16 protein-coding genes are annotated in these 20,636 nt (G+C 63.9%); 11 read left to right on the forward strand and 5 right to left on the reverse strand.

The window, feature by feature from the left end; translation table 11 throughout:
- Positions 1–335 precede the first annotated feature (335 nt).
- Genes ACODTW_RS00845 through ACODTW_RS00870 form a run of 6 tightly spaced genes read left to right on the forward strand, consistent with a single transcriptional unit; the run spans position 336 to position 6,150 of the window.
- On the forward strand, positions 336–1,142 hold the full coding sequence (locus ACODTW_RS00845; protein WP_488943969.1) for a hypothetical protein: 807 nt from the start codon (positions 336–338) through the stop codon (positions 1,140–1,142).
- Positions 1,135–2,310 carry a hypothetical protein gene (locus tag ACODTW_RS00850; protein WP_488943970.1) on the forward strand — a complete coding sequence of 392 codons (1,176 nt, stop codon included), beginning with the start codon at positions 1,135–1,137 and terminating at the stop codon, positions 2,308–2,310. The genes ACODTW_RS00845 and ACODTW_RS00850 overlap by 8 nt, the downstream gene beginning before the upstream one ends.
- Positions 2,307–3,242, forward strand: a complete 936-nt coding sequence (locus tag ACODTW_RS00855; RefSeq protein WP_488943971.1) for a glycosyltransferase family 2 protein — start codon at positions 2,307–2,309, stop codon at positions 3,240–3,242. The genes ACODTW_RS00850 and ACODTW_RS00855 overlap by 4 nt, the downstream gene beginning before the upstream one ends.
- Entirely contained in the window at positions 3,239–4,432 is a 1,194-nt protein-coding gene (locus ACODTW_RS00860; protein WP_488943972.1) for a phenylacetate--CoA ligase family protein, read from the forward strand. The genes ACODTW_RS00855 and ACODTW_RS00860 overlap by 4 nt, the downstream gene beginning before the upstream one ends.
- Positions 4,433–4,450: 18 nt before the next feature.
- On the forward strand, positions 4,451–5,353 hold the full coding sequence (locus tag ACODTW_RS00865) for a hypothetical protein (RefSeq protein WP_488943973.1): 903 nt from the start codon (positions 4,451–4,453) through the stop codon (positions 5,351–5,353).
- Positions 5,350–6,150 (forward strand): glycosyltransferase family 2 protein, encoded by an 801-nt coding sequence (locus ACODTW_RS00870; RefSeq protein WP_488943974.1) that lies wholly within the window; start codon positions 5,350–5,352, stop codon positions 6,148–6,150. Before ACODTW_RS00865 ends, ACODTW_RS00870 begins: the two co-directional genes overlap by 4 nt.
- Before the next feature lie 48 nt (positions 6,151–6,198).
- Here the strand turns inward: ACODTW_RS00870 and ACODTW_RS00875 are convergent, their stop codons facing one another.
- The 5 genes from ACODTW_RS00875 to ACODTW_RS00895 all read right to left on the reverse strand — a co-directional run bounded on the left by ACODTW_RS00875 (position 6,199) and on the right by ACODTW_RS00895 (position 14,854).
- Positions 6,199–7,899 (reverse strand): hypothetical protein, encoded by a 1,701-nt coding sequence (locus ACODTW_RS00875; protein ID WP_488943975.1) that lies wholly within the window; start codon positions 7,897–7,899, stop codon positions 6,199–6,201.
- Between the two features lie 283 nt (positions 7,900–8,182).
- The gene (locus tag ACODTW_RS00880) at positions 8,183–9,025 is read right to left on the reverse strand and encodes a glycosyltransferase family 25 protein (RefSeq protein ID WP_488943976.1); all 843 of its coding nucleotides are present in this window, start codon (positions 9,023–9,025) and stop codon (positions 8,183–8,185) included.
- 231 nt (positions 9,026–9,256) lie between these two features.
- Positions 9,257–11,725, reverse strand: coding sequence for a TonB-dependent receptor (locus tag ACODTW_RS00885; protein WP_488943977.1), 2,469 nt, complete (start codon positions 11,723–11,725; stop codon positions 9,257–9,259).
- Positions 11,726–11,939: 214 nt separating this feature from the next.
- Positions 11,940–14,015: a S46 family peptidase gene (locus ACODTW_RS00890; RefSeq protein ID WP_488943978.1), complete on the reverse strand. Its 2,076-nt coding sequence runs from the start codon at positions 14,013–14,015 to the stop codon at positions 11,940–11,942.
- A 158-nt stretch (positions 14,016–14,173) separates the two neighbouring features.
- Entirely contained in the window at positions 14,174–14,854 is a 681-nt protein-coding gene (locus ACODTW_RS00895) for a glutathione S-transferase family protein (RefSeq protein ID WP_488943979.1), read from the reverse strand.
- A 150-nt stretch (positions 14,855–15,004) separates the two neighbouring features.
- Here ACODTW_RS00895 and ACODTW_RS00900 point away from each other — a divergent pair, with 150 nt between their 5' ends.
- The 5 genes from ACODTW_RS00900 to ACODTW_RS00920 all read left to right on the forward strand — a co-directional run bounded on the left by ACODTW_RS00900 (position 15,005) and on the right by ACODTW_RS00920 (position 20,616).
- Positions 15,005–15,583, forward strand: a complete 579-nt coding sequence (locus ACODTW_RS00900; RefSeq protein WP_488943980.1) for a PAS domain-containing protein — start codon at positions 15,005–15,007, stop codon at positions 15,581–15,583.
- Between the two features lie 65 nt (positions 15,584–15,648).
- Positions 15,649–16,233: a HupE/UreJ family protein gene (locus ACODTW_RS00905; RefSeq protein WP_488943981.1), complete on the forward strand. Its 585-nt coding sequence runs from the start codon at positions 15,649–15,651 to the stop codon at positions 16,231–16,233.
- Positions 16,234–16,388: 155 nt separating this feature from the next.
- A complete protein-coding gene (locus ACODTW_RS00910) occupies positions 16,389–17,507 on the forward strand; it encodes a TAXI family TRAP transporter solute-binding subunit (protein ID WP_488943982.1) in 1,119 nt (372 codons plus the stop codon).
- Between the two features lie 136 nt (positions 17,508–17,643).
- Positions 17,644–19,590: a GGDEF domain-containing protein gene (locus ACODTW_RS00915; RefSeq protein ID WP_488943983.1), complete on the forward strand. Its 1,947-nt coding sequence runs from the start codon at positions 17,644–17,646 to the stop codon at positions 19,588–19,590.
- A gap of 66 nt (positions 19,591–19,656) precedes the next feature.
- Complete coding sequence (locus ACODTW_RS00920) at positions 19,657–20,616, forward strand: nucleoside hydrolase (protein ID WP_488943984.1); 960 nt, start codon at positions 19,657–19,659, stop codon at positions 20,614–20,616.
- Positions 20,617–20,636: the final 20 nt, after the last annotated feature.

Below are 20,636 nucleotides of genomic sequence, written 5' to 3' on the forward strand. Positions count from 1 at the left end.
GACTGCCACCGCGCCGCACATGCGGCATAGCCGAGCCGCCAGATGGCGGCGCGGGCAATTGAAGCCCGATGATCGGTTGCGATCACCGGGGCAGAATATCAGTACGAGACGTGCGGCAGGCGAAGTGTGCGTGACGATCTTCCCTGGAGATGACCACTGGCGATGCCACTATCCCCTTAGGTTGGCATTGATATGCACAATTTTAGGGATTCATAGAATATGACCTTGACGGCCGATCGAGGGTCGTCAATCATATGAAGCGCTATCTTAAAAGTAGATATCAGATATATAATTTGCCCTCAGAACCGAACCGGAACCCGGTGGAGTAGGAACAGATGGACGGCCTCGCTTCGCATATATTGCCCGTTCTGCGTTTGATGCCCGACATATTCGCCAAGAAGCCACTGTTGGAAACCTTCGCGGATGTTGGGGCGGAATTCGCATCTATCGAGCAGGGTTTCCGCGCGCTTACGTCGCGGGAACAGAACCCTGAACATCTCCGCCGGTTCTTCGCCAGCTGGAGCCAGACCAACAACAGCGCCATGACGGTGTCAGGGATCAGCAACCGGCTGACCTTGCTGCTGCACCGCGGCGAACAGGTTCGGGACAAGGGGGAGTTGCTGCAGACCCTGGTCTGTCTGCACCGGATCACGGACGAGGATCTGGCGGTGACGCACCGTATCCTGCACTCGCAAATGTTCCACGAGATGGCGACGGGTATTGTCGGCGATGATGCATGGCTGCAGACGCGTTATATCGACGCTACCGCCAAGGTCTTCAAAAATTGGAAAGATCACATGTCCTTGCGCGAGAGTGACCTCGCCCTGGCCTTGATCACGACGCTGGTGCATGAGATTTATACGCATGGGGAGGTGGAGTTTATTCTGCCTCTCTTCACCACCTGGCTTCGCGACATATACGGTTTCAGCGAGCGCGAGAGTGACCGTGCCCTGCGTTGGATCAAGGTCCATTGCGGTGGAACAGAGAAGCGGCACTTCTTCCATGCGGTGGATACCATGAACCATTTTGAAAGGGCGCTGGGTATCGACTGGGCGCAGTATGACCATACGGCGATCGTCCGATCCTACATGCAACAGAAGGCGGCTGTGCTGAAGGCTGTGGTCCCCAACGGCGATGCGTAAGGATCTGCATCCGACGCTGGTTGACAGGGGTGATGCCGGACGGGTGACGGCGCTGGAATCCATCGCGGGCCTGTCACCGGCGGAAAATCTGTGTTCGCGGCGCGTATTGCAGCTATCCCCTGCCTATCGGGACTGTGTGGGCCGGCTGGGCCCATTGCTGGATACGGCCGTGCGGGCGGTTGTGGATCGATATTTCGTCGACCCGCGGATTGCGGCGATCTATGCGCTGCCGCCTGCGCTGGAACAAATCCTGCGGCAAGCGGCTTCCAAGCCCTATCATGTGGGCTGGTATCGACCCGATCTGGTCTTTGATCGCGATGGGACGGCACGGATCTGCGAGATCGGCGCCCGCTATCCCTTCAATGGCTGGATGGTCAGCCATGCCTGGTCGCACGGACATGTGGATTTCTGGGGGGACCTCCAGGCCCTGTTTCCGCCCGGCAGTACGGCAGCGCTGGTGCATGGGCAGGAGCCAAGCGGAGAGGTGGATTATCTGGCCGACCGTCTGCGACGGAACGGGGTCGATTTCGTCGCTGTCTCGCCGCGGGAACTGACGGTGGATGGCGGTGGTTTGCTGGCAGGCGGGCGCCGCCCTGACCGGTTCATCCTGCAACTGGATCGTCGTGAACTGCTGGCCCTGCCGCCGGAGGCTCTGGATCACCTGCTGGCGCAGGGCCATTATTTCAATGATGTCCGCACCTTGATCCTGGTGCATGACAAGCGGGTCTTGGCCGTCCTGTCGGACGCAGCCATCATGCGTGACGCCATGCCGGCGGATCTCTATGCAGAACTGCGGCCGCACCTGATCCATTCGACCTGCGCCCGCTCCGCGGATGAGGCAGAGGCATTGCTGCGGCAGGAGGGGGATTGGATCGCCAAGCCCAGCAGTGGCGGGCGCGGTATCGGCACGCTGGTGCGATCACAGTGCAGCGCCGCTGCGTGGGCCGACCGGGTCCGGAGTGACTGGCCGCATCTGGTATTTCAACCCTATGTGCAACAGCTGGATTTCGTGGATCCGGACTATGCGCAGCCGATCCATATGGTGGGCATGCTGCTGTGCCGCGACAGCGTCTGCTATGGCAGCGGGCTGTTCCGGGGTTCCGACGAGGCCGTGATCAACCTGCACCAGGATCGTGGAAAACTCTACCCCTGCATGGTGGCCGAATGAGCATTTCCATTGTTATCCCATTGTATAACAAGGAAGATTATATTGAGGAAACCCTGGCCTCGCTGGCGCGGCAGACAAGGGTGCCGGATCAGGTGATCGTGGTCGATGACGCCTCCACCGATGCCAGCGCCACGCGGGCCGCTGCTGGCCTGTCGCGTCTGGCTGCTGCTGGCGTTGCCCAGGTGGAGATGCTGCGCCAGGCCGGCAATGCCGGTCCCAGTGCTGCGCGCAATCGCGGGCTGGCGCGGGCGAGAGGGGAATTCCTGGTCTTCCTGGATGCGGATGATTGCTGGCGTCCGGATTGCTGCGCCCGGATTTTGAGGGCTTTCGACGACCATGGCTTGGATCTGCTGGTGCTGGGATATGATTCCATGCCGGCGGGCGAGCGATTTCCCCATATCGACGCCTTGCGGGAACATGTGCTGGCCATGGACGGGGACCTGCATCTGCTGCCACGCCTGACCCGCACGGCGGGCCATCCGGGCTTCTTCATGGGGCGGGCCAGCAATGTTGCGGTCCGGCGGCGCGTGATCGGCGATGAACGCTTCGCCGAGGGTTGCCATGTGAATGAAAATATCGATTTCTGGTATCGCATCGCCAGACGTATCGGCGGCCGTGATGGCGATGGCAGCGGTCCGGCGGCGGGCCTTCTGGCCACGCCCTTGATCCAGTATCGGATACTGCCGAACAGCCTGTCGCATTACCATTGCGGTGACTGGCGACGCCTGCAGGTCCCGCCCAGCCTGGAACGGTTTCGGCACAGCGATGATGATGATGATCGCCGGCTGTGCGGCATGCTGGGGCGGCGGTGGCTGGACTTTGCCATGGCAGGCCTGCCGGACACGGGCCAGCGCGTCGCCTTTTGCAGCGCCCACGGTGCCTTGCTGACGCATTATGGCATTGATCTGCCGAAGCTGCGGGAGGTCGCATGATCGCGCCACCCGCAATCGACCGACCCCAAGGGGATTTCGACACCGCCATGGCGCAGGCGTTTGACCTTGCGCGCCACCACCCGTTCTGGCGGACCTTCTATCAGGGGCATGAGGATTGGCGGACGGCGCCATCCTGTCAGAAAAGTGACCTGTTGTCGGTCCTGCATGGTTTCTCCCCCACCGGGGAAAAGAGTGGCGTCTATCTGGTCCGGTCTGGCGGCAGGACGGCAGCCCCCCTGATCTTCCCCGTCGATATTGCGGAAAACCATGCCCAACGGCAGGCGCTGGCCGCATGCCTGGTGGCGCGCGGTGTTTTTGGCCCACGATCGGTGGTTCTCAACCTTTTCGCCTATACCGGGCTTTATCGCACGGCATCGATCATCGACGACCTGCTGGAGCGATGCCATTCCACCACGCTGCCGATGAGCGCGCAGGCACCCTATCGGGACATGCACGCGGCGGCAGCCCTGTTCCAGCCGACCCACCTGGCGGGCACGCCATCGGTGCTGACCCTGCTGGCCAACTGGTGCCGGGAGAATGGAGAGGTCCCGCCACGCATCCCGCAATTGCTCTATGCGGGCGAATTGCTGCGGGACAGTGTGCGGGCCCATCTCTGCGACAGTTTCGGCGTGGAGCAGGTCTGGTCCCTTTATGGCGGTGCTGAAACCGGCATCTGGGCCGTCTGCGACGCCAGCAAGGAACCGGGATTGTTCAGCATCCTGCCCCAGCTTCTGGTGGAGATCGAAGCCCCGGACGCCGATGGCTTTGGCGAGATCGTGGTCACCAACAGCTGGCGCCGGCGGTTTCCGCTGTTTCGCTACAGCCAGGGCGATATCGGCCGACTGGTTGAGCGCGATGGTGAAACGATGCTGGAAGTGCGCGGCCGCCGCCCGCTGACCTTCCGCTTCTACGAAATCACCTATGATGATAGCGGCTTCGCGGCGGTGGCGGCGCCCTGTCCGCATTGGCAGGTGGTGCTGGATTTCGGCAGTGATGGCTGTGACCGTCTGGGCCTGCACGTCGTCTGCGATGATCCGGCCACTTTGGCGGCCATCGATGATCGGCTGCGGCGGCACATGCGGGAGGACAAGGACAGCCAGTCTGTGCATGTGCGGGCCGTCAAGCTGGCCGACCTGCATATCGATCCCACCACCAGCAAAACCGCCACCGTCGTCGACCGGCGGCGCTGAATTGTCAGGCAGGCATCCATGGAAAAGCTGGCGAACATCCTCGCCTATGAGACGAACGCCTGGCGGGGCTACCTGATCAGCCACCTGGTGGAGGCCCACCAGGAAGCCGACTGGGACGATGACGGTTCGGTGCTGGACCGGGCCTGCGGACCGGGCATCAACGCGGTGCTGTTTCACAATTGCCTGTCGCATTCGGCCTTGTTTCCCCGTCGACGGGCGGAACTGGAGATTCAGATCGCCCAGCGCGGGATCAAACTGCTGAATGCCGGCCTGGCCGACATGCGCAAACGGACGCTGCACCGGATGCTGGAACAGGCGGGCGTGCGCTGTGCGCGGGCGGCCCGCCAGGGTCCTGGTGACCAGCTGCTGTTCGTGAAGACCAACCTGAATTTCGGGGGCAAGGCAGAACGGGCGCTGCCGGCGGACCTGCAGCCGATCTTCTCGGTTCCCGCAGACTGCCCGATCCAGGCCTGGAACGATTACCGGCTGCTGCGACGGGATGAGGTTGACCCCGCCTGGTGGGATAATGTCGATCTGGTGATCGAGAACTACATTGCCCACGATGAAACGCTGTACCGCGTCTATGGCTGTGGCGACGTACTGATCTGTATCCTGGCCCACAGCGACGACCTGATCAAAAAGGAAGATGAACATCCCGATGATCGCTGGTTCCATGTCGATCGCCGCGACCTGTGGGCGGGGGGCGGTGACATGCCGGACGATCTGCGCCGGCAACTGGCCGGTTTCACCGCCTGCCATGCATTCGACTATTTCTGCCTGGATGTCGTCCATGACGGGGTGAACCATACGATCATCGATCTCAACCTGACCCCGTTTTGTGGCTTGGCACCACCCCAGGGCGCGTGGCTGGGCTTGCTGCGGCGCGGTTTGCACGATCTGACCCGCGGGGTGAGCGGATGAAGACCCTTTCGGTTCTGATCGCGGCGTTCGATGCCCGTCGGTGGCTAGGCGACAGCCTGGATGCCGTGTTCGGCCAGAAGCTGCCGGCCGGCTGGCGCCTGCAGGTGCTGCTTGGCATCGACGGCTGCGCCGACACATTAGATTACATCAAGGCGGCGCCTTACCCGGGACTGTTGGTCGTTCATCTGCGGCGCAACCGCGGGACCTATGTGACGTTCAATACGTTGATGCGCTATGCCGACGGTGATCTGATCGCCCGCTTCGATGCAGATGACGTGATGTGCGATGGCTATCTGGCGGCCCATATTGAGGCCCTGGAAAACGGTGCCGACCTCAGCATGTCGTGGAGCATTTACACCGACGAGCATCTTCGTCCCACCTCAGTGGTGCCGGCCCTGCCGGATTACCGACCGGAGAACGGCGAAAGGCGCATGGGGACGGATGGACAGTTCGTCGCCAGACGCGCCATCTGGCAAAGGCTGGGGGGCTTCCGGCCCTGGCGCTGCACAGCGGACAGCGAATTCGTCATCCGTGCCCAGGCGGCCGGGTTCCGTACCGTCGTGCTGGAGCAGTTTCTCTATCTGCGTCGCACCCATGCCAGATCGCTGACCACGGATCCGGCCACGAACTACCAGTCAGATACGCGAACCCGCATGCGCGACCTGACCCTGGCTTATCGGGATGAATATCAGGCCGGCCTGCGGCCGGTCGATGTGCTGCCGGAATGCGAGCCCGACCATGTCCTGATAAACCCCGGGCTTCGCGACCAGGTGCCTTCAACGCAAGGCGCCAGCTGACAGCGTCGCCCACCGGATCGGGGCGACGCTGTCAGCTCCTGACAAGGCTCAGACCAAGGGGGTCTTGCAGAAGATGATGCAGCCCGGGGTTTTATCCTGCGCCAGCTTGTGGAACAGCGCCAGGAAGGACTCCTTGGGCGCCTGGATCATGGCGAAGGGGGCATAGGCGATTTCGAAGCTGTCGCTCAGAAGCTCCGCCACCTTTTCCAGCTTTTCCGGATGGGCGGCGAACCCGTCTGCATCGAAATCCAGGAACAGCAGGCGCGCCTGCTTCAAGGTTCGCTTCGCCCCGGTCAGTGCCGCCAGTTCCCCGCGACCGCGGATGGTCGACACCACCACCTGGCTGGTCTCGTCGAAATAATCGTCAACGCGGACGCAGTTCGCATAAACGATATCGGCGCCTTCCGTCGTGACGCCTTCGGCTTCTGCCAGATCAACCAGACCCGTCCACTGACCCTGGCCGCGCACGAACTTGGCGACGGCGTTGTGATCATAGGCGGCAAGCCGCTCCACCTTCGTGTTGGTGCAACCATTCACCTGACAGGTCAGGGACAGGGCTTCGACCGCCGCCGGGTCCGGATCCAGCGCCCATGCAAAACGGGTGCGGCGGGCGATGTCCACGATGGTGGTCGAATAACCAGGACCCAGCAGCAGCACCGAATCATCCTGCTGCAACAGGTTCACCACATATTCCGGCATCTCCGGGGGGGCGACATCGCCGACATTGGTTGCCGACACGGCGCCGGGCCGGACGATCAACTTGTTCGCCTTGCTGTAAAGCGCACCGATCAGTCCGTCGCGCTGTTCGAACGTGTGGGTACGAAGCTGGTGATAATTGTTGTAGTTGGTGAAATCGTTATTGAGCTTCTCCGCTTCCTGAAGCGAGTTGATCTCGATCGTCTTGCGGCGCTTGCGCAGGGACTGCTCGGCCAGCTTGGCGTTGGAGCGGGAATAGGTGTCGATTTCGTCCGTATCAAGATGGCCCTTGAGCCGGGCCGGCACACCGCAGCCGGGGCAGAACTTCTTGACCTGGGAGGTGAAGTCCTGCAGCGGCTTGTTCCACCACCCCTCCACCACGGGATAGCCGTGGTCTTCACCACGCGCCAGATCGAACGACCCGGCCACTTCACAGAAATAGGCGCGCAATTCGCCGTTGTTCTGCAAAACCGTGGCCGACCATTGGCGGTTGATGTCGCAGGTCGAGATCCGGTCCCACATCTCCTCCCGCTCGGGATAAAGATCCTGCATCGCGGTCAACAGCGGCGAGTGATGGGAATGACCATTGAAGAAATTGACCTGCGGGATCAACTTCTTCAGACGTTCCAGCGACTTGCGGCCACGCTGGTCGTTATGCGGATTGAGGTTGAAGAAGCCGAACGTGTCCGCGACCAGCTGCTCATAGTCGAACAGGTTGTTCGACCACAGACCACGCTGCCCCTTGACCGGGATTTCTTCTTCAAAAATCCGGCACAGCTCCGGGAATTGCTTATGGACGCAGGGGTTGCCGCCGATCATGGCGATGACGCCATTGAATCCGCGCAGGCTGCGCAGCGCCAGCCGGAAATTTTCCGGGGTCATATCCCAGAAGCTGGTTTGATTTTTCAGCAGACGCGTGCAGTTCGAACAGTGAAGGTCGCACTTGTTCGTCACGTCGACGCAGATGATGTGCATCTCGTTGGGGGAGCGCATCCGAGCGATCGCGGCGTCGGCGAGCTGGTCTTCATTCACAGTCGAAATATCCGAACGCACGTTAACTTCTCCTATCTCGCTGCCCAAGACGGTTGGTTGCCCCGTCCGCGTCGGTTGACACTCTATCAGGGTCGCCATCCCGAAAGGGGGCGAATGTAGTCCTTATCGACAAGGGATCGCCCTTGCCATACCCGCCCGGCCTGATTGGATTGCCCGGCGCCCGCTCAAAGCCACGCTGCCGGTCACGACCGGTTTTACCCCTGCTTAGCCTGATACCCAGATTCCGCCAGACAATCGACAGGATCGCCACGGAAATTGGGTCCAAGTTTAAAGATAAGTTTAGCTATGACAGCCCATACTGTCGAGCCATCAAACGGCCGAGGACCGACGTGAACCGATCGATTTCGGGAGTGGTGCCGCCGGGCGCTACTGTGGGGGCGCCCATGTTAAGCTCGGTTCCGGCCCAGATCAGGCGGCGGAACTCGTGCATCAGGCTGCAATCATAGACCCAGTTGTCCGGATGACCGACCTGCGGGTCGTCCGCGTGCGCACTGACCGTCGCGGGGAATGGAAAAATCACATGCGCATTGATCTGGCCGGAATAGATTCGGTTGCGCAGGATCATGTCGAACGCGCCGGGAATTTGATCAACAGTAAACAGGCTGATCATTTTCGGCAGCGATGCCTTGTTGATAATATAGGCGCCGGCTCCCGCAAAAATGAACCGTTCACGCGACGTCCCAAGGTTCAGAAGAACGGCGCTATTGTCCTTTGCGCATTTTTGCCGCAGTGAAAAAAGGAACGGCATGTCGAAGGCGCGCGGGATAAGAATATCCAGAAATACGACATCCCATTCCACGGATTCAAGAGAGTTCAGCGCCTGATTGACCATATGTTCGGCCAAGGGCGAGAACTCTGCATCATCTTCCGCAATCAGGACATGTGAGTCCCAATTCTGCGCCAGAGCCAGTTTCATGCAGGTGAGATGACTTAACCAATTGGCCTTCAAGGCGGGCAGTGCAGGCCCGGGTGTCGATTGGACGAGTTCTGTCGTGGCATTGATGGCGGGAAACCGGTGCAGCCGCCATGCGGGAGAGAAGTTGGCGGCCTGGAAATTCTTCTCCAGAGCCTCACGACGCTCTGTGGCGCGATCCAAGTTAATGTAAAGAATGTCAATGCTGGCCATCATCTAATCCCAAAAATGATGATGGATAATGCAGTTTTCCAGGTGTTCACGTCAATAGCTAACAACCTATCTATTGGTCAGGCACGGAACTATAGATTGATGTCGGTAATGTTTCGGTCCATCACGGCGCTGACATCCCGTGGCGTTGTCGCAAGTGTGGGCCACGGCCGGCTGCGCCGATGCCAGCGCATGGGGTGCCGGGAATGATGGACGCCGGATATGGGGTCACGCTTACCCAAACCGGTACCTGAGCCCCAACCGTACGCTGCGCGGCGCGCCGGGGGCGTAGAATGTGGCGTGTGCCAGCGGGTATTCGCCGGCGATGGCAGGAAAGGGGCGGGCGATGAAACGGCCAGCCGCGTCGAAGCCGGTGGCGCCCAGTTGCGCGGCCGTCACATAATCGCGATCGAACAGGTTGTCGATGCGGCCGGACAGTTGCAGCGACGGGGTCAGGTCATAGCGCGCGGTCAGCGCCACCAGGGCATAGCCGGGAGCCGTGCCCTTGCCCAGGTAATAGCGTCCATCAGGCTGATGTTGGCCATTCTCGTTACCGCGGGCCGGGCTGCTGCCGACAGCGCGCAGTTCCGCGCCCAGTGACAGGCCGTCCAGGGGCGACGCTTCGGTGTAGAGCTTCAGCACATGACGGGGGATCAGGGGCAGGCGGTCGCCCTTCTTCACATCGATCATGCCCTCCAGGCCGGGGGCGTCGGCGTTGTTGCTGCTGTTGGCTTCGCCGCCCAGGCTTTCGGCGCTGCGGAAGGTGGCTTGGGTATAGGTGTAGTCCAGGCCCAGGACGATGCGATCCAGCCGGACAGTGGCATCCAGCTGCGCGCCCTGGCGGCGGGTGCCGTCGACATTGCGGAAATAGCCGTATCCCGTCTGGCTGCTGGCCACGAACAGGATGTCGTCATCCAGGTCGGTGCGGTACAGGCCCGCCGACCAGGTGACGGGACCTGTGCCGCCGCCGCGTATCCCGACCTCGGCCGTACGCGCCACCACCTGCTTCAAGGGCGGGTCGCCGGCCATGGCATTGGGCAGCTTGCACGGATTGTCCGGATTGGCGCAGCCCAGTTCGATCGCCGACGGGGCACGGCTGCCCTCATTATACCCGGCCCAGAAGGTCAGCGCCGGGGCGGCGTCCCAGGTCAGACCGGCACCGGGGTTCAGGCGGGAGAACCGATGATCGCCCGACAGGCTGTCGGCCCCGTCATCGTTGATCTGGTCACGGTTATGCACCCGGATATGATCATAACGGGCCGACAGCGACAGGTGGAGCGCGGATCCCATATCCAGAGTATCGACAGCATACAGGCTCCAGACCTGTGCCCGCCCCTTCAGGTCGACGCGCGTGTCATAGGGTTCGCCATCCACATCGCCGCCATTCACCCCGTCGCCATAGGCCGGCACGGGCGTGATCGACCGGTCGGGGTTCAGGTAACCCAACTGCCCGGACTGGCGGAAATGCGCGTGGTTGCCGGTATAGGCGGCCCCGATGACGGCTTCGTGGCGCAAGCTGGCAAGATGGCCGGGAATGCTGGCCTGCAAGGTGCCGCCATGGTCTTCCTGCACCAGATCGGTGCGGGTCAGCAGGCCGTTGCACTTTTCCGCCGGTTCATCCTGCAGCAGGGCTTGGGCGATGCAGCGCCAGGAGGGGAAGGGCGTGTTGGCGGCAGTGGCGCCGGAGGTGGGAAAGCCGCTGTACCCGGCCGCGGCCAGCGCCGCACGCTCCGCCGCGCCGGGCTGATAGACCGACTGGTCCAGGCTGTCCTCGTTCAGGTCGCCATTGAAGGTCCAGCTGTGCAGGTGACGGTAGAAGGCATTGCCCGACAGGGTCGCCCCGCCCGACAGTTCATGGTCGCCGGACAGGTTGGCCAGGGTGGCGCGGTTGCTGGTCTTATCGGGCTTGGTATAGACGCTGGTCCGGTCGCGCTCCAGAAAGCGCTGTTCCTGCAAACCGTTGCCGGTCAGGTCGGTGCTGGCCTGGGACAGCGTCAGGTGCAGGCGGCTGGCGTCACCGGTCCAGCCGAAGCGGCCATAGGCCTGACGCAGATCGCTGGGGCTGTCCTGCCGCCAGCCATCATCATGGGCCAGCGTGCCGGTCAGATACCAGTCCAGCGCCCCGGCGCTGCCGCCATGGTCCAGGCTGCCCGAGAGGCGGCCGAAGGAACCGCCGTCGATGGCCAGTTCGGTGCCCGGATCGCTGCGTCCATCCTTGCCGGTCAGGACCAGGGCGCCGCCCAGGCTGTTCTGTCCGAACAAGGGCGCCGATCCGGGCAGCAGGGTCACCTGCCGCAGGGCCCGCTGTGGGATCAGGTCCCAACTGACCACATCGCCAAACGGCTGGTTCAGGCGCACCCCGTCCAGCCAGACCGACATTCCCTGCGGCGTGCCCAGCAGGGGGGATGCGGTGAAGCCGCGGAAATTCACGTCCGGCTGAAAGGGATTGCCCTGGGTTTCATTGATGCTGATCCCGGCCAGCCGCTGGTTCAGGAAATCCGTCAGGTCCAGGGCCTGGGCCCGGCGGATGGCGTCGGCATCGGCCGTTATCACGGGGGCCGCCGGCGGGACCGTGCCCTTGCCCAACGGCGTGCGGGCGACGACAATGATGGCGGGGGCTTCATCGGCCAGCACCGGCAGCGTCAGGCAGGGCAGGGTCAGGGCGGCAATGACGGCGCGGGCCGCAATCCGGGTGGCGTGCATGGGGTTTCCTCTCGGGCTACCCCTGCTTCGGCGGGGCATGTTCCCCGCCAATTCAACGTTTGCGAACCGTCCGTTCAATTCGACGATAGTTGCATTTCTACGATAGTCGCATAGGCTGTCGCCAACCCTGGGGCGATCCTGCGGACGGAACGTGAAAAAGGCCGCCGGGTCTCCCCGACGGCCTTTCGCGTTCCATCCCTGAAACCCGAAGCGCTTACTTCAGGCCCAGTTCCTTCACGATATGCTGGGCACCATAGACCTTGCGCAGGGCTTCGGCCATGCCGCGCACATCGACCATGACGGTGCGGTTGCGCTTGGGCTCGTACCCGTAATCGCCCGACAGGCTGTGGATATTGCCGTCGAAGACCAGGCCGATCACCTCACCCTTGGCATTGATGGCGGCCGAGCCGGAATTGCCGCCGATAATGTCGTTGGTGGTGACGGCATTATAGGGCGTGGACAGGTCCACCTTGTCCTTGGCCTTCTCCCAGGTGGGGGCGATGGCGAAGGGGGCCGCGCCCGTGTTGCGCTCATACAGGCCGCCGAAGGTGGTGTAGGGCTTCACCTCATGCCCATCCAGCTCCGTCCAGCCCTGGACCTTGCCATAGGACAGGCGCAGCGACAGGGTGGCGTCGGGATAGACGCTGTCGCCATAGATGGCGAAGCGGGCCTTGGCGATGCGGGCCTGTGCCTGCTCCACCGGGGCATCCACTTCCTCTTCCACGGCCTTGCGGGCCTGGCGGGCGGCCTGGTCCACGACCTTCATCAGCTTGATCATCGGGTCGTCCGACGCATCGATGGCGGCCTTGCCCCCCTCGAACAGGCGCAGGCGTTCGGCCGGGTCGCCCAGCTTGCTGCCCTTCACGGCGGCCTCTGCCACCTGATCGGGCGACTGTTTGCCCAGCACGGCCTTGACCAGCGCGTCGTCCGGCCCGAACTGCTCGCGCAGCTTGGTCAGCGAGAAGGACAGCATGGCAATGTCCAGGTCGGTATGGACCGGGGCCGGGTTGGACAGACGCTGCTTCAGGCCCGGCAGGCGGCTTTCGCCATATTCGCGCAGGCGCTGCGGGTTGGGCAGCAGGCGTTCGTCACCGGCGCGCAGCAGCATGCGGGCGAAACTGGCCAGCTCGCTGTCAAAGCCGCGCATCCGTTCCAGATGGATGAAGCGCGGATAGAGCTGGGCATAGCGGGCCTGGGCCTTTTCGATCTGGGCATAGGCGTCGCCGACATCGGCCGACAGCTTGGGATCGGCGGCGATTTTCGCACGCAGCTCCTGCTCCGCCCGGGCCTTGGCACCGACAAATTCCTTATCGGCCAGGGCCAGCTGCCGGCCCTTCCAGACTTTGATGGAATTTTCGATGCTGTTCAGGTCGTCCAGCGCGTCGCGGCGGCGGTCGGCATTCTCCCGACCGAATTCGATCAGGCGGCCGCGCTTTTCCTGGGCGAAGAACAGGAAGGACGGGGCGACATTGTCACGGATGAATTCCAGTTCCGCCATGGTGCGCAGGCGGCTGGTGGAGCCGGGATTGCCGATGACGAAGCTGGCATCGCCTTCCTTGCTGCCGTCCTTGGACCAGTTGAAATGGTCCGGGCTCTTCAGCGGCTTGCCATTCTCATAGACGCGCAGCAGCGACATATCCAGGGCATAGCGCGGGAAGTTGAAATTGTCCGGATCGCCGCCAAAGGCCGCCGCATTTTCCTCCGGCGAGAAGGCCAGGCGCACATCCTGATAGCGCTTGTACTTGTAAAGGCTGTAGCGGCCGCCCTGATACAGGGTCACGGCATCGCAGCGCAGGGCCGCGTCACCGCCAGCGCAGTTCTTCTCGATCTCCGACAGGGCCGTGCGGCGGGCATTGGCGAAATCCTGGCCCGACTTGCCGGCCGTGGCGGCTTCCACCTGCTTGGTGACGTCGGTGATTTCCACCAGCTGGTTGATCTCGATGCCGGCGCACTGCTTTTCCTCAGGCCGCGTGGCGGCCAGGAAGCCGTCGGCCTGATAGTCCTTCTGGGCGGACGACAGTTCGGCCAGACAGTCGGCGACGCAGTGATGGTTGGTCATCACCAGCCCTTCGCCCGACACGAAGCTGCCCGAACAGCCGCCGGCCAGACGCACATAGGAAAGCTGGGCCTTCTTCAGCCACTTGGCATCCGGCGTGAAGCCGGTGGCCTTGGCAATGGCTGCTGTCGGCACATTGTCCATGGTCCACATGCCTTCGTCGGCCTGGGCCGCGCCCACCATCAGGGCGATCGTCGCGGCGGTTGATACCGCCAGCTTCACCGGCTTCACCATCTGTTTGTTTCCCGTCTTTGTTCTCTGGATTGCTGGTCCCCGCGCAGGCGGGAACAAGGGCGGCAAAATGCGCCCAACCACGCCACCGGTCAACGGTGGGGTGGTGCCGATTGACGGTCGCAGGGCGGTGCCGGTTCTATCGGATCGATAGGGAAAGGTCAGGCGTTGGCGGCCCGGCGGCGCATGAAATCGCCCAGGGCGTCGGTCATTTCCCGGACCAGATTGGCGACCAGCGGATCGTTCTGAGCGTGGCGCCAGACGGCCCCCATGCGGGGATGGTCGGCGAAGACATCCAGCCCGCCGAAGGCCGGCAGGAACTTCTCCATGAAGAAGCAGGCGGGCACCAGGGCGCAGTCGGCCAGGGTAAACACATCGCCCATGCACCAGGGCGCGTCGATGAAGGTCTCCAGCCCGTCGCGGCCGCGCTTCAGTTCGGCCAGCTTTTCGGCCACCAGCTTCAGGTCGCGGGTGGCCGGGTTCATCTGGCCCAGCAGGCCCAGCAGGGCTGGCAGCACATAAAGGTCGATGGAACGGCTGATGATGCGCGCCCGCGCACGGGCCAGATCGTCGCCGGGCAGGATCTTCTTCTGCGGGAAACGTTCGTCCAGGAACTCGCAGATGACCTCGGATTCGATGATGGCGGTGCCGTCGGCATCCAGGGCCGGCATCTTGCCATAGGGATTGATGGCCAGATATTCGGGCGATTTCAGCCCGCCGCCGGGGGCTGGAACGACAGGAATGTCCAGGCCCTTGAAACGGATGGCCAGCAGCACGCGGGCGACATAAGGGCTCAGCGGCGCGCCATACAGCTTCATCTCGATGATCTCCGGTTCATCCACCCGTGCAGGTCTGGCCCCTACATAGCGCGTGTGGACGCAAGGGGGTAGGGGCAAAGCGTCCCGCGCAAGGCCGACCCGTTCGCATGATAACGCCATGGGGCCGTCATATGGCTGTAACGCAAGCGGGTTACTGACGGCACGGAACGGATGATGCCGTCGCCAATTGATTTCCAGTTGAACCGAATGCTGACGCTGATCGACACCATCGACGCCGCCGACCTGCCGGGTGCGCCGCTTCGGGCGGCGCTGGCGCATTGGCGTGCCGATGCCACGGTCCGGATGCCACAGGCCGACCGGCTGGACATGGCCGCGATCGACCGGACGCTGTTGCCGCATCTGGCCCTGCTGGAAGGACCGGACGGGCAGGGGCGGCTGTTCGGCCTGTTCATGGGATCGGCCGCCATGATCGCGGTGGGGCGGGATATCACGGGCCGCTTCCTGGACGACGTCTATCCGGCCGCCCTTTACGATGGCGCGCGCCGCTTCTTCGACGCCGTGATCGAGGGCGGCGGCCCGGTCTATGAGGATTTCGTGATCGGCCCCGACAGCGGCCATATCGTGCGCGCCGGCCGGCTGGGCTTGCCCTATGCCGGGGCGGATGGTGCTGTGTCACGCATCCTGCTGGCCCTGCAATACCAGCCCAGCCCCATGGCGCGCACGGCCGGGGTGCGGGTCATGCAGGAACGTACCCGCCTGCATCAACAGAATGCCCGCCGCGTCCGTCTCTGATCCTTGACGGGCGGGGGGCGGGGCGGCCATCAAGGGGCATTCCACCGGCGGCCGGATCCATTGCGATGCGCTATCGTCTTCCTGCCCTGATCCTGGGCGCCCTGACTGTATCGCTGGGTGTGGCGATGCCGGCCCTGGCCGCCGTGCCGCAGGGTTTCTCCCATGGCATGGCCGGGCCGCTGCTGACCTATGTGCATCTGTTGGGCCTGCTGGGCCTTGGATTGTGGCTGGACATGCAGGGCCGCGGCACGCCGGGGCCGGGGGCGGCGCTGGCGCTGGGGGCCGGGCTGCTGCTGGGGGTGATGACCCGCATGGGTCTGCACCTGCCCTATACCGCGCTGGCGCTTGAGGCGTCGCTGGTGGTGACGGGCGTGCTGCTGGCCGCCACCATCACCCTGCCGTCGCTGGTGGGGCTGCTGCTGGCGGCCGTCGCCGGGGCGCTGCACGGCATCAATCTGGGGCAATGGGGCGGGCCGGTGACGGGTGTCCCCCTGTTCTGGCCCGGCATGCTGGCGGGCTGCGTCCTGCTGCTGACGGCCGGCGTCGGCCTGTCGGCCACGCTCTATCCGCTGGGGGCGGGAAAGGCGTCGCGGGTGGCCGGCGGCATCGTGGCACTGGCTGGTCTGGGCCTGCTGCTGAACCTGATGTGACGGGTCTGTGACAAAACCGTTGGATATCGGCCACAGCCCCCGACTTTCGGCGGGGCCTATACCATTTCGTCTCCGTTCCGGTTGCACCGGGGCCTAACCCGGCGCACCATCAAGATTGTCCCCCGAACAATGAAGCGAACGGACGCTGCCGCGCCATGCCGTTCCAACCCCACCCTTCCTCCGCCCCCGACACGCCCGCGACCGACCGGGATGGTCCCGATCCACGACGGCGTCTGGTGCTGGGTGCTGGCCTGGGGCTGCTGGCATCCGGGGCGCTGGGCAGGGTGGGCGTCGCCGCGCCGGTGGGGGAACAGGTGCGGTTCCTGCAGATCGGCACGGGTACCACGGGCGGGACCTATTTTCTGATCGGCGGACTGCTGGCCAATGCTGTCAGCAATCCGCCGGGCTCACGCCCCTGCGACCGCGGCGGGTCCTGCGGGGTGCCCGGTCTGATCGTCGTGGCCCAGGCCACGTCGGGTGCCGTGGAAAATGTCAGCCTGATGCGGTCGCGCCGGCTGGAATCGGCGCTGGTGCAGGCTGATACGGCGCACGCGGCCCTGACCGGGGCCGATCCGTTTGAAAAGACTGCCTATCCCGACCTGCGCTCCATCGCCAATCTTTATACGGAGACGATCCATCTGGTCGTCCGGGCCAGCAGCGGCATCAAGAGTCCGGCGGACCTGCGGGGCAAGCGGGTGGCGCTGGGCGAACAGGGGTCGGGCACGTTGGTGACGGCCCGCGCGCTGCTGGCCACCTATGGCCTGTCGGAAAAAACCGTGAAGCCCTTCTATCTCAGCCCCGCCGCGGGTGGCGACCGGCTGGAGGCGGGGGAACTGGACGCCTTCCTGATCGTGGGCGGCTTTCCGTTGCCGTCGGTTGCCGATCTGGCACGGCGCATGCCCATTGCCCTGGTCCCCTTTGATGACGGTCGCGCAACCCAGCTGATGAAGCGCCTGCCGCATTTCACCGAAACCCGGATCGAGGCGGACACCTATGAAGGGGTGCCGGCGGTCCGAAGCCTGGGGGTGGGGGCGCAATGGGTGGTCCGGGGCGATCTTAAGCCGGAACTGGTCTATGCGATCACGGCCGCGCTGTGGAACGAGCAGACGCGGTCCATGCTGGATAACGGCCATCCGCGCGGCCATTCTATCCAGTTGGCCACGGCCCTGTCGGGGCTGGCGGCCCCCCTGCATCCGGGTGCGGAGCGGTTCTATCGTGAGAAAGGCATGGTGAAGGATGCACGCGCGCCGGCCGCACCGGCCCCGACGCATTGACGCGCCCGTCTTCACCTGTGGGGCATGACAAGAACCGCTTGCCGCCAATCGTCGCGGTAATGTTAACCCGTTGACCGACCACGGTGGCGAGCGATAGGCTACTTTGGTGGTGGGGATAACCCGAACGGGTGGCTCGGTGGATCAGATAGTGAAGGACGAGCCGGGGACGGCTGCCGGGACGGCAGCATCCGGGTCGCTGATGCGGCGTCTGGTTATCCGGATGGCGCTGTGGTCCATGCTGATCGTGCTGGGCCTGACCGCCATCGGCTATTCCACCATCTATGACCGGTCAGAGCGTGAGGCGCTGGATAATCTGAAGGCCCACCTTCTGGAGCGTGGCCGGACGGAAAGCGCCATCTTCAAGCTGGCGGCTTCCAACATGGAGGCCTTCCGCCAGCGTTTCCTGGCGCTGTATGCCGATCCCGCCATCCTGGCCGATGTCGATTTCGACCGATATTTCCAGCGCGGCGCCGATGGGGCGACCCGGCTGAAGCCGGACTATTTCCAGGGCAAGGTCGATAGCGACGGCATCCTGCGCTTTGGCATGACCGGCTTTGTCGGCAACAAGGTCACGGATTTCCCGCCGGAGCTGAAGCGTCGCCTGATGCTCAGTTACAAGCTTCTGGCGGAATATGGCCCGGCCTGGCACAACCGCTTCATCAACACCACCATCGCCATGCCCGAAAACGCCATGGTCATGTTCTGGCCGGGGTTCGCCTGGGGGCTGGAGGTGGAGGCGGGGCTGGACATGACCGCCTTCTCCGTCGTGAAATCGACGATGCAGGCCGACAATCCGCTGCGTAAACCGGTATGGACGCCGCTTTACCATGACCATACGGCCAAGGCCTGGATGGTCACCTACCAGCTACCCATCGATTATCAGGGCCGGCATCTGATCAGCGCGGGTCATGATGTGCTGGTCAACGACCTGATGGAACGGCTGATCACCGACCATCTGCCCGGCTCCTTCAATTTTGTGCTGGCGGCGGATGGGCATCTGGTGGCGCACCCGCAATGGATGGACCGGCTGCGCAAGGAACTGGCCACCATCAATCTGGTGAAGCTGGGCGATCCCGGCCTGTTGCGTATCCATGCCCTGATCCGCGACAGTCTGGCCGGGCGGCAACCGGATCCGAGTGGCGACAGCAATGTCTGGATCGTCGATGATGCCGAAGACGATGCCTACCTGGCCGTCACCCGGTTGCTGGGGCCGGACTGGTGGTTCATCGCCTGGTATCCGAAAGCCCTGGTGGCGGCCACCGCGCATCAGGCGGCCAGCGCCATCATGTTGATCGGTACAGCCTATTTCCTGTCCATGCTGGGTCTGGTCTTCGTGCTGCTGCGCCGGCAGGTGGCCGTGCCGATCCTGCAACTGAAGGCCGCTGCCGAACGGGTGGCGGCCGGTGAATATGCGGTCGTTGCGGATGGACGCCAGCCTCTGCCGGTCGGGGCGCCGGACGAGATCGGCCTTCTGGCCCGGTCCTTCAAGACCATGGCAGCCCATGTCCGTGACGCCAATGCGCGTCTGGAAGGGCTGGTACAGACCCGCACGCGGGCGCTGGCCGATGCCAACCGCCAACTGGAGGAATGGAGCCTGCATGACGCCCTGACCGGCATCCATAACCGGCGCGCGTTCGAGGCCGACCTGCATTCCATCTTCGATCTGGGGCTTCGCCAGGGGCGGTCGTCCTTCGCCCTGGTTCTGGCCGATATCGACCACTTCCAGGCCTATAACGACGCCTATGGTATGGCCGCTGGCGATCAGGTTCTGCGCACCCTGTTCCGCGTCATCAGCCGGCATGTCGGGCAGGGCGATCGCGTCTACCGCCATGGCGGGGCGCAGGCGGCCATCATCCTGACCGATATCGACCCGGCCGGCCTGCGTGTGCGGGTGCAGGAACTGCTGGACAGCGTCGTCGGCCTGGCGCTGCCGCACCAGCGCAGCCCATATGGGATCGTCACACTGTCGGCGGGTGTGGCCGTGTTCCAGCCGTCCATGCTGTCGCCCACCGATCTGGTGCGGGCGGCCGACCTGAAATTGCTGGAGGCCAAGCAGGCCGGTCGCAACCGTCTGGCAGCGTGATATCTTTCAATCCGTCTTGCAGGTCCGTAGAGTACGGCCATCGGCAACCCTGCGATGTGACGGACCATGACCACCCCCATCAACCTGATCCTGGACGGCGATCCGGGCACCGATGATCTTCTGGCCTGGATGTGGGTGGCAGCACTGGGCAACCGGGCGCGCGTGCTGGGGGTCAGCACCGTCAATGGCAACGTCACGGTCGATCGCACCACGCGCAACGCCCTGGATTTCCTGGCCTACATCAAGGCGCCGGACGCGCCTGTGCATGCCGGTGCGGTGGCTCCGCTGGGCCGTGACACCCCGCCGGAAGGCGATGGCGCCTTTGCCGAATCCGGCCTGGGCGAACTGGTGCTGCCGGGCAGCGGGCGCAAGGCCGCCTCTCACGACGCCGTGGGCTGGATGGCCGACACGCTGCGCGGCATGCCGGTGCGCAGCGTCACCGTGCTGGCGACGGGGCCGCTGACCAATCTGGCCCTTCTGCGCCGCCGGGCGCCCGACGCCTTTGCCCGTATCGACCGGATCGTGGCCATGGGTGGGTCGTTCGCCCCCCTGCCGCCCAATTTCGTGCGTCGGGGCAATGTCACGCCCTTTGCGGAATTCAATTTCTGGATGGATGCGGCGGCGGCGCAGTCGGTGCTGAATGGCGGGGTGCCGGTTCTGCTGGCGCCGGCCGATGTCACCCACCAGTTGATCAGCAACCCGGCCCGCATGGCGGCCGCGCACGCCCTGCCGCGTTTCGGGCGGGAGGTGGCGCTGATGCTGAACGCGCCCTATCACCTGGACAAGCCCAAGTTCCACACCGATGGCGCCTTCCTGCATGACCCCACGGCCGTGGCCGGCCTGTTCTATCCCGATCTGTTCGACAGCGTGCGGGCCCAGACCCACATTGTCCAGGAAGGGACAGGCGTCGGCGCTGGCCTGATGCTGCCTGACGGGGCCGGGAATGTGGAGGTGCTGGTGCGGGTCAAGGACACGGACGCCTTCTATGCCCGGCTGTTCGGCGATCTGGCCCGGCATTACGGGTGATGCAAAAAGGGGGGCGTCGC

The sequence above is a fragment of the Niveispirillum sp. FG148 genome (assembly GCF_057809655.1).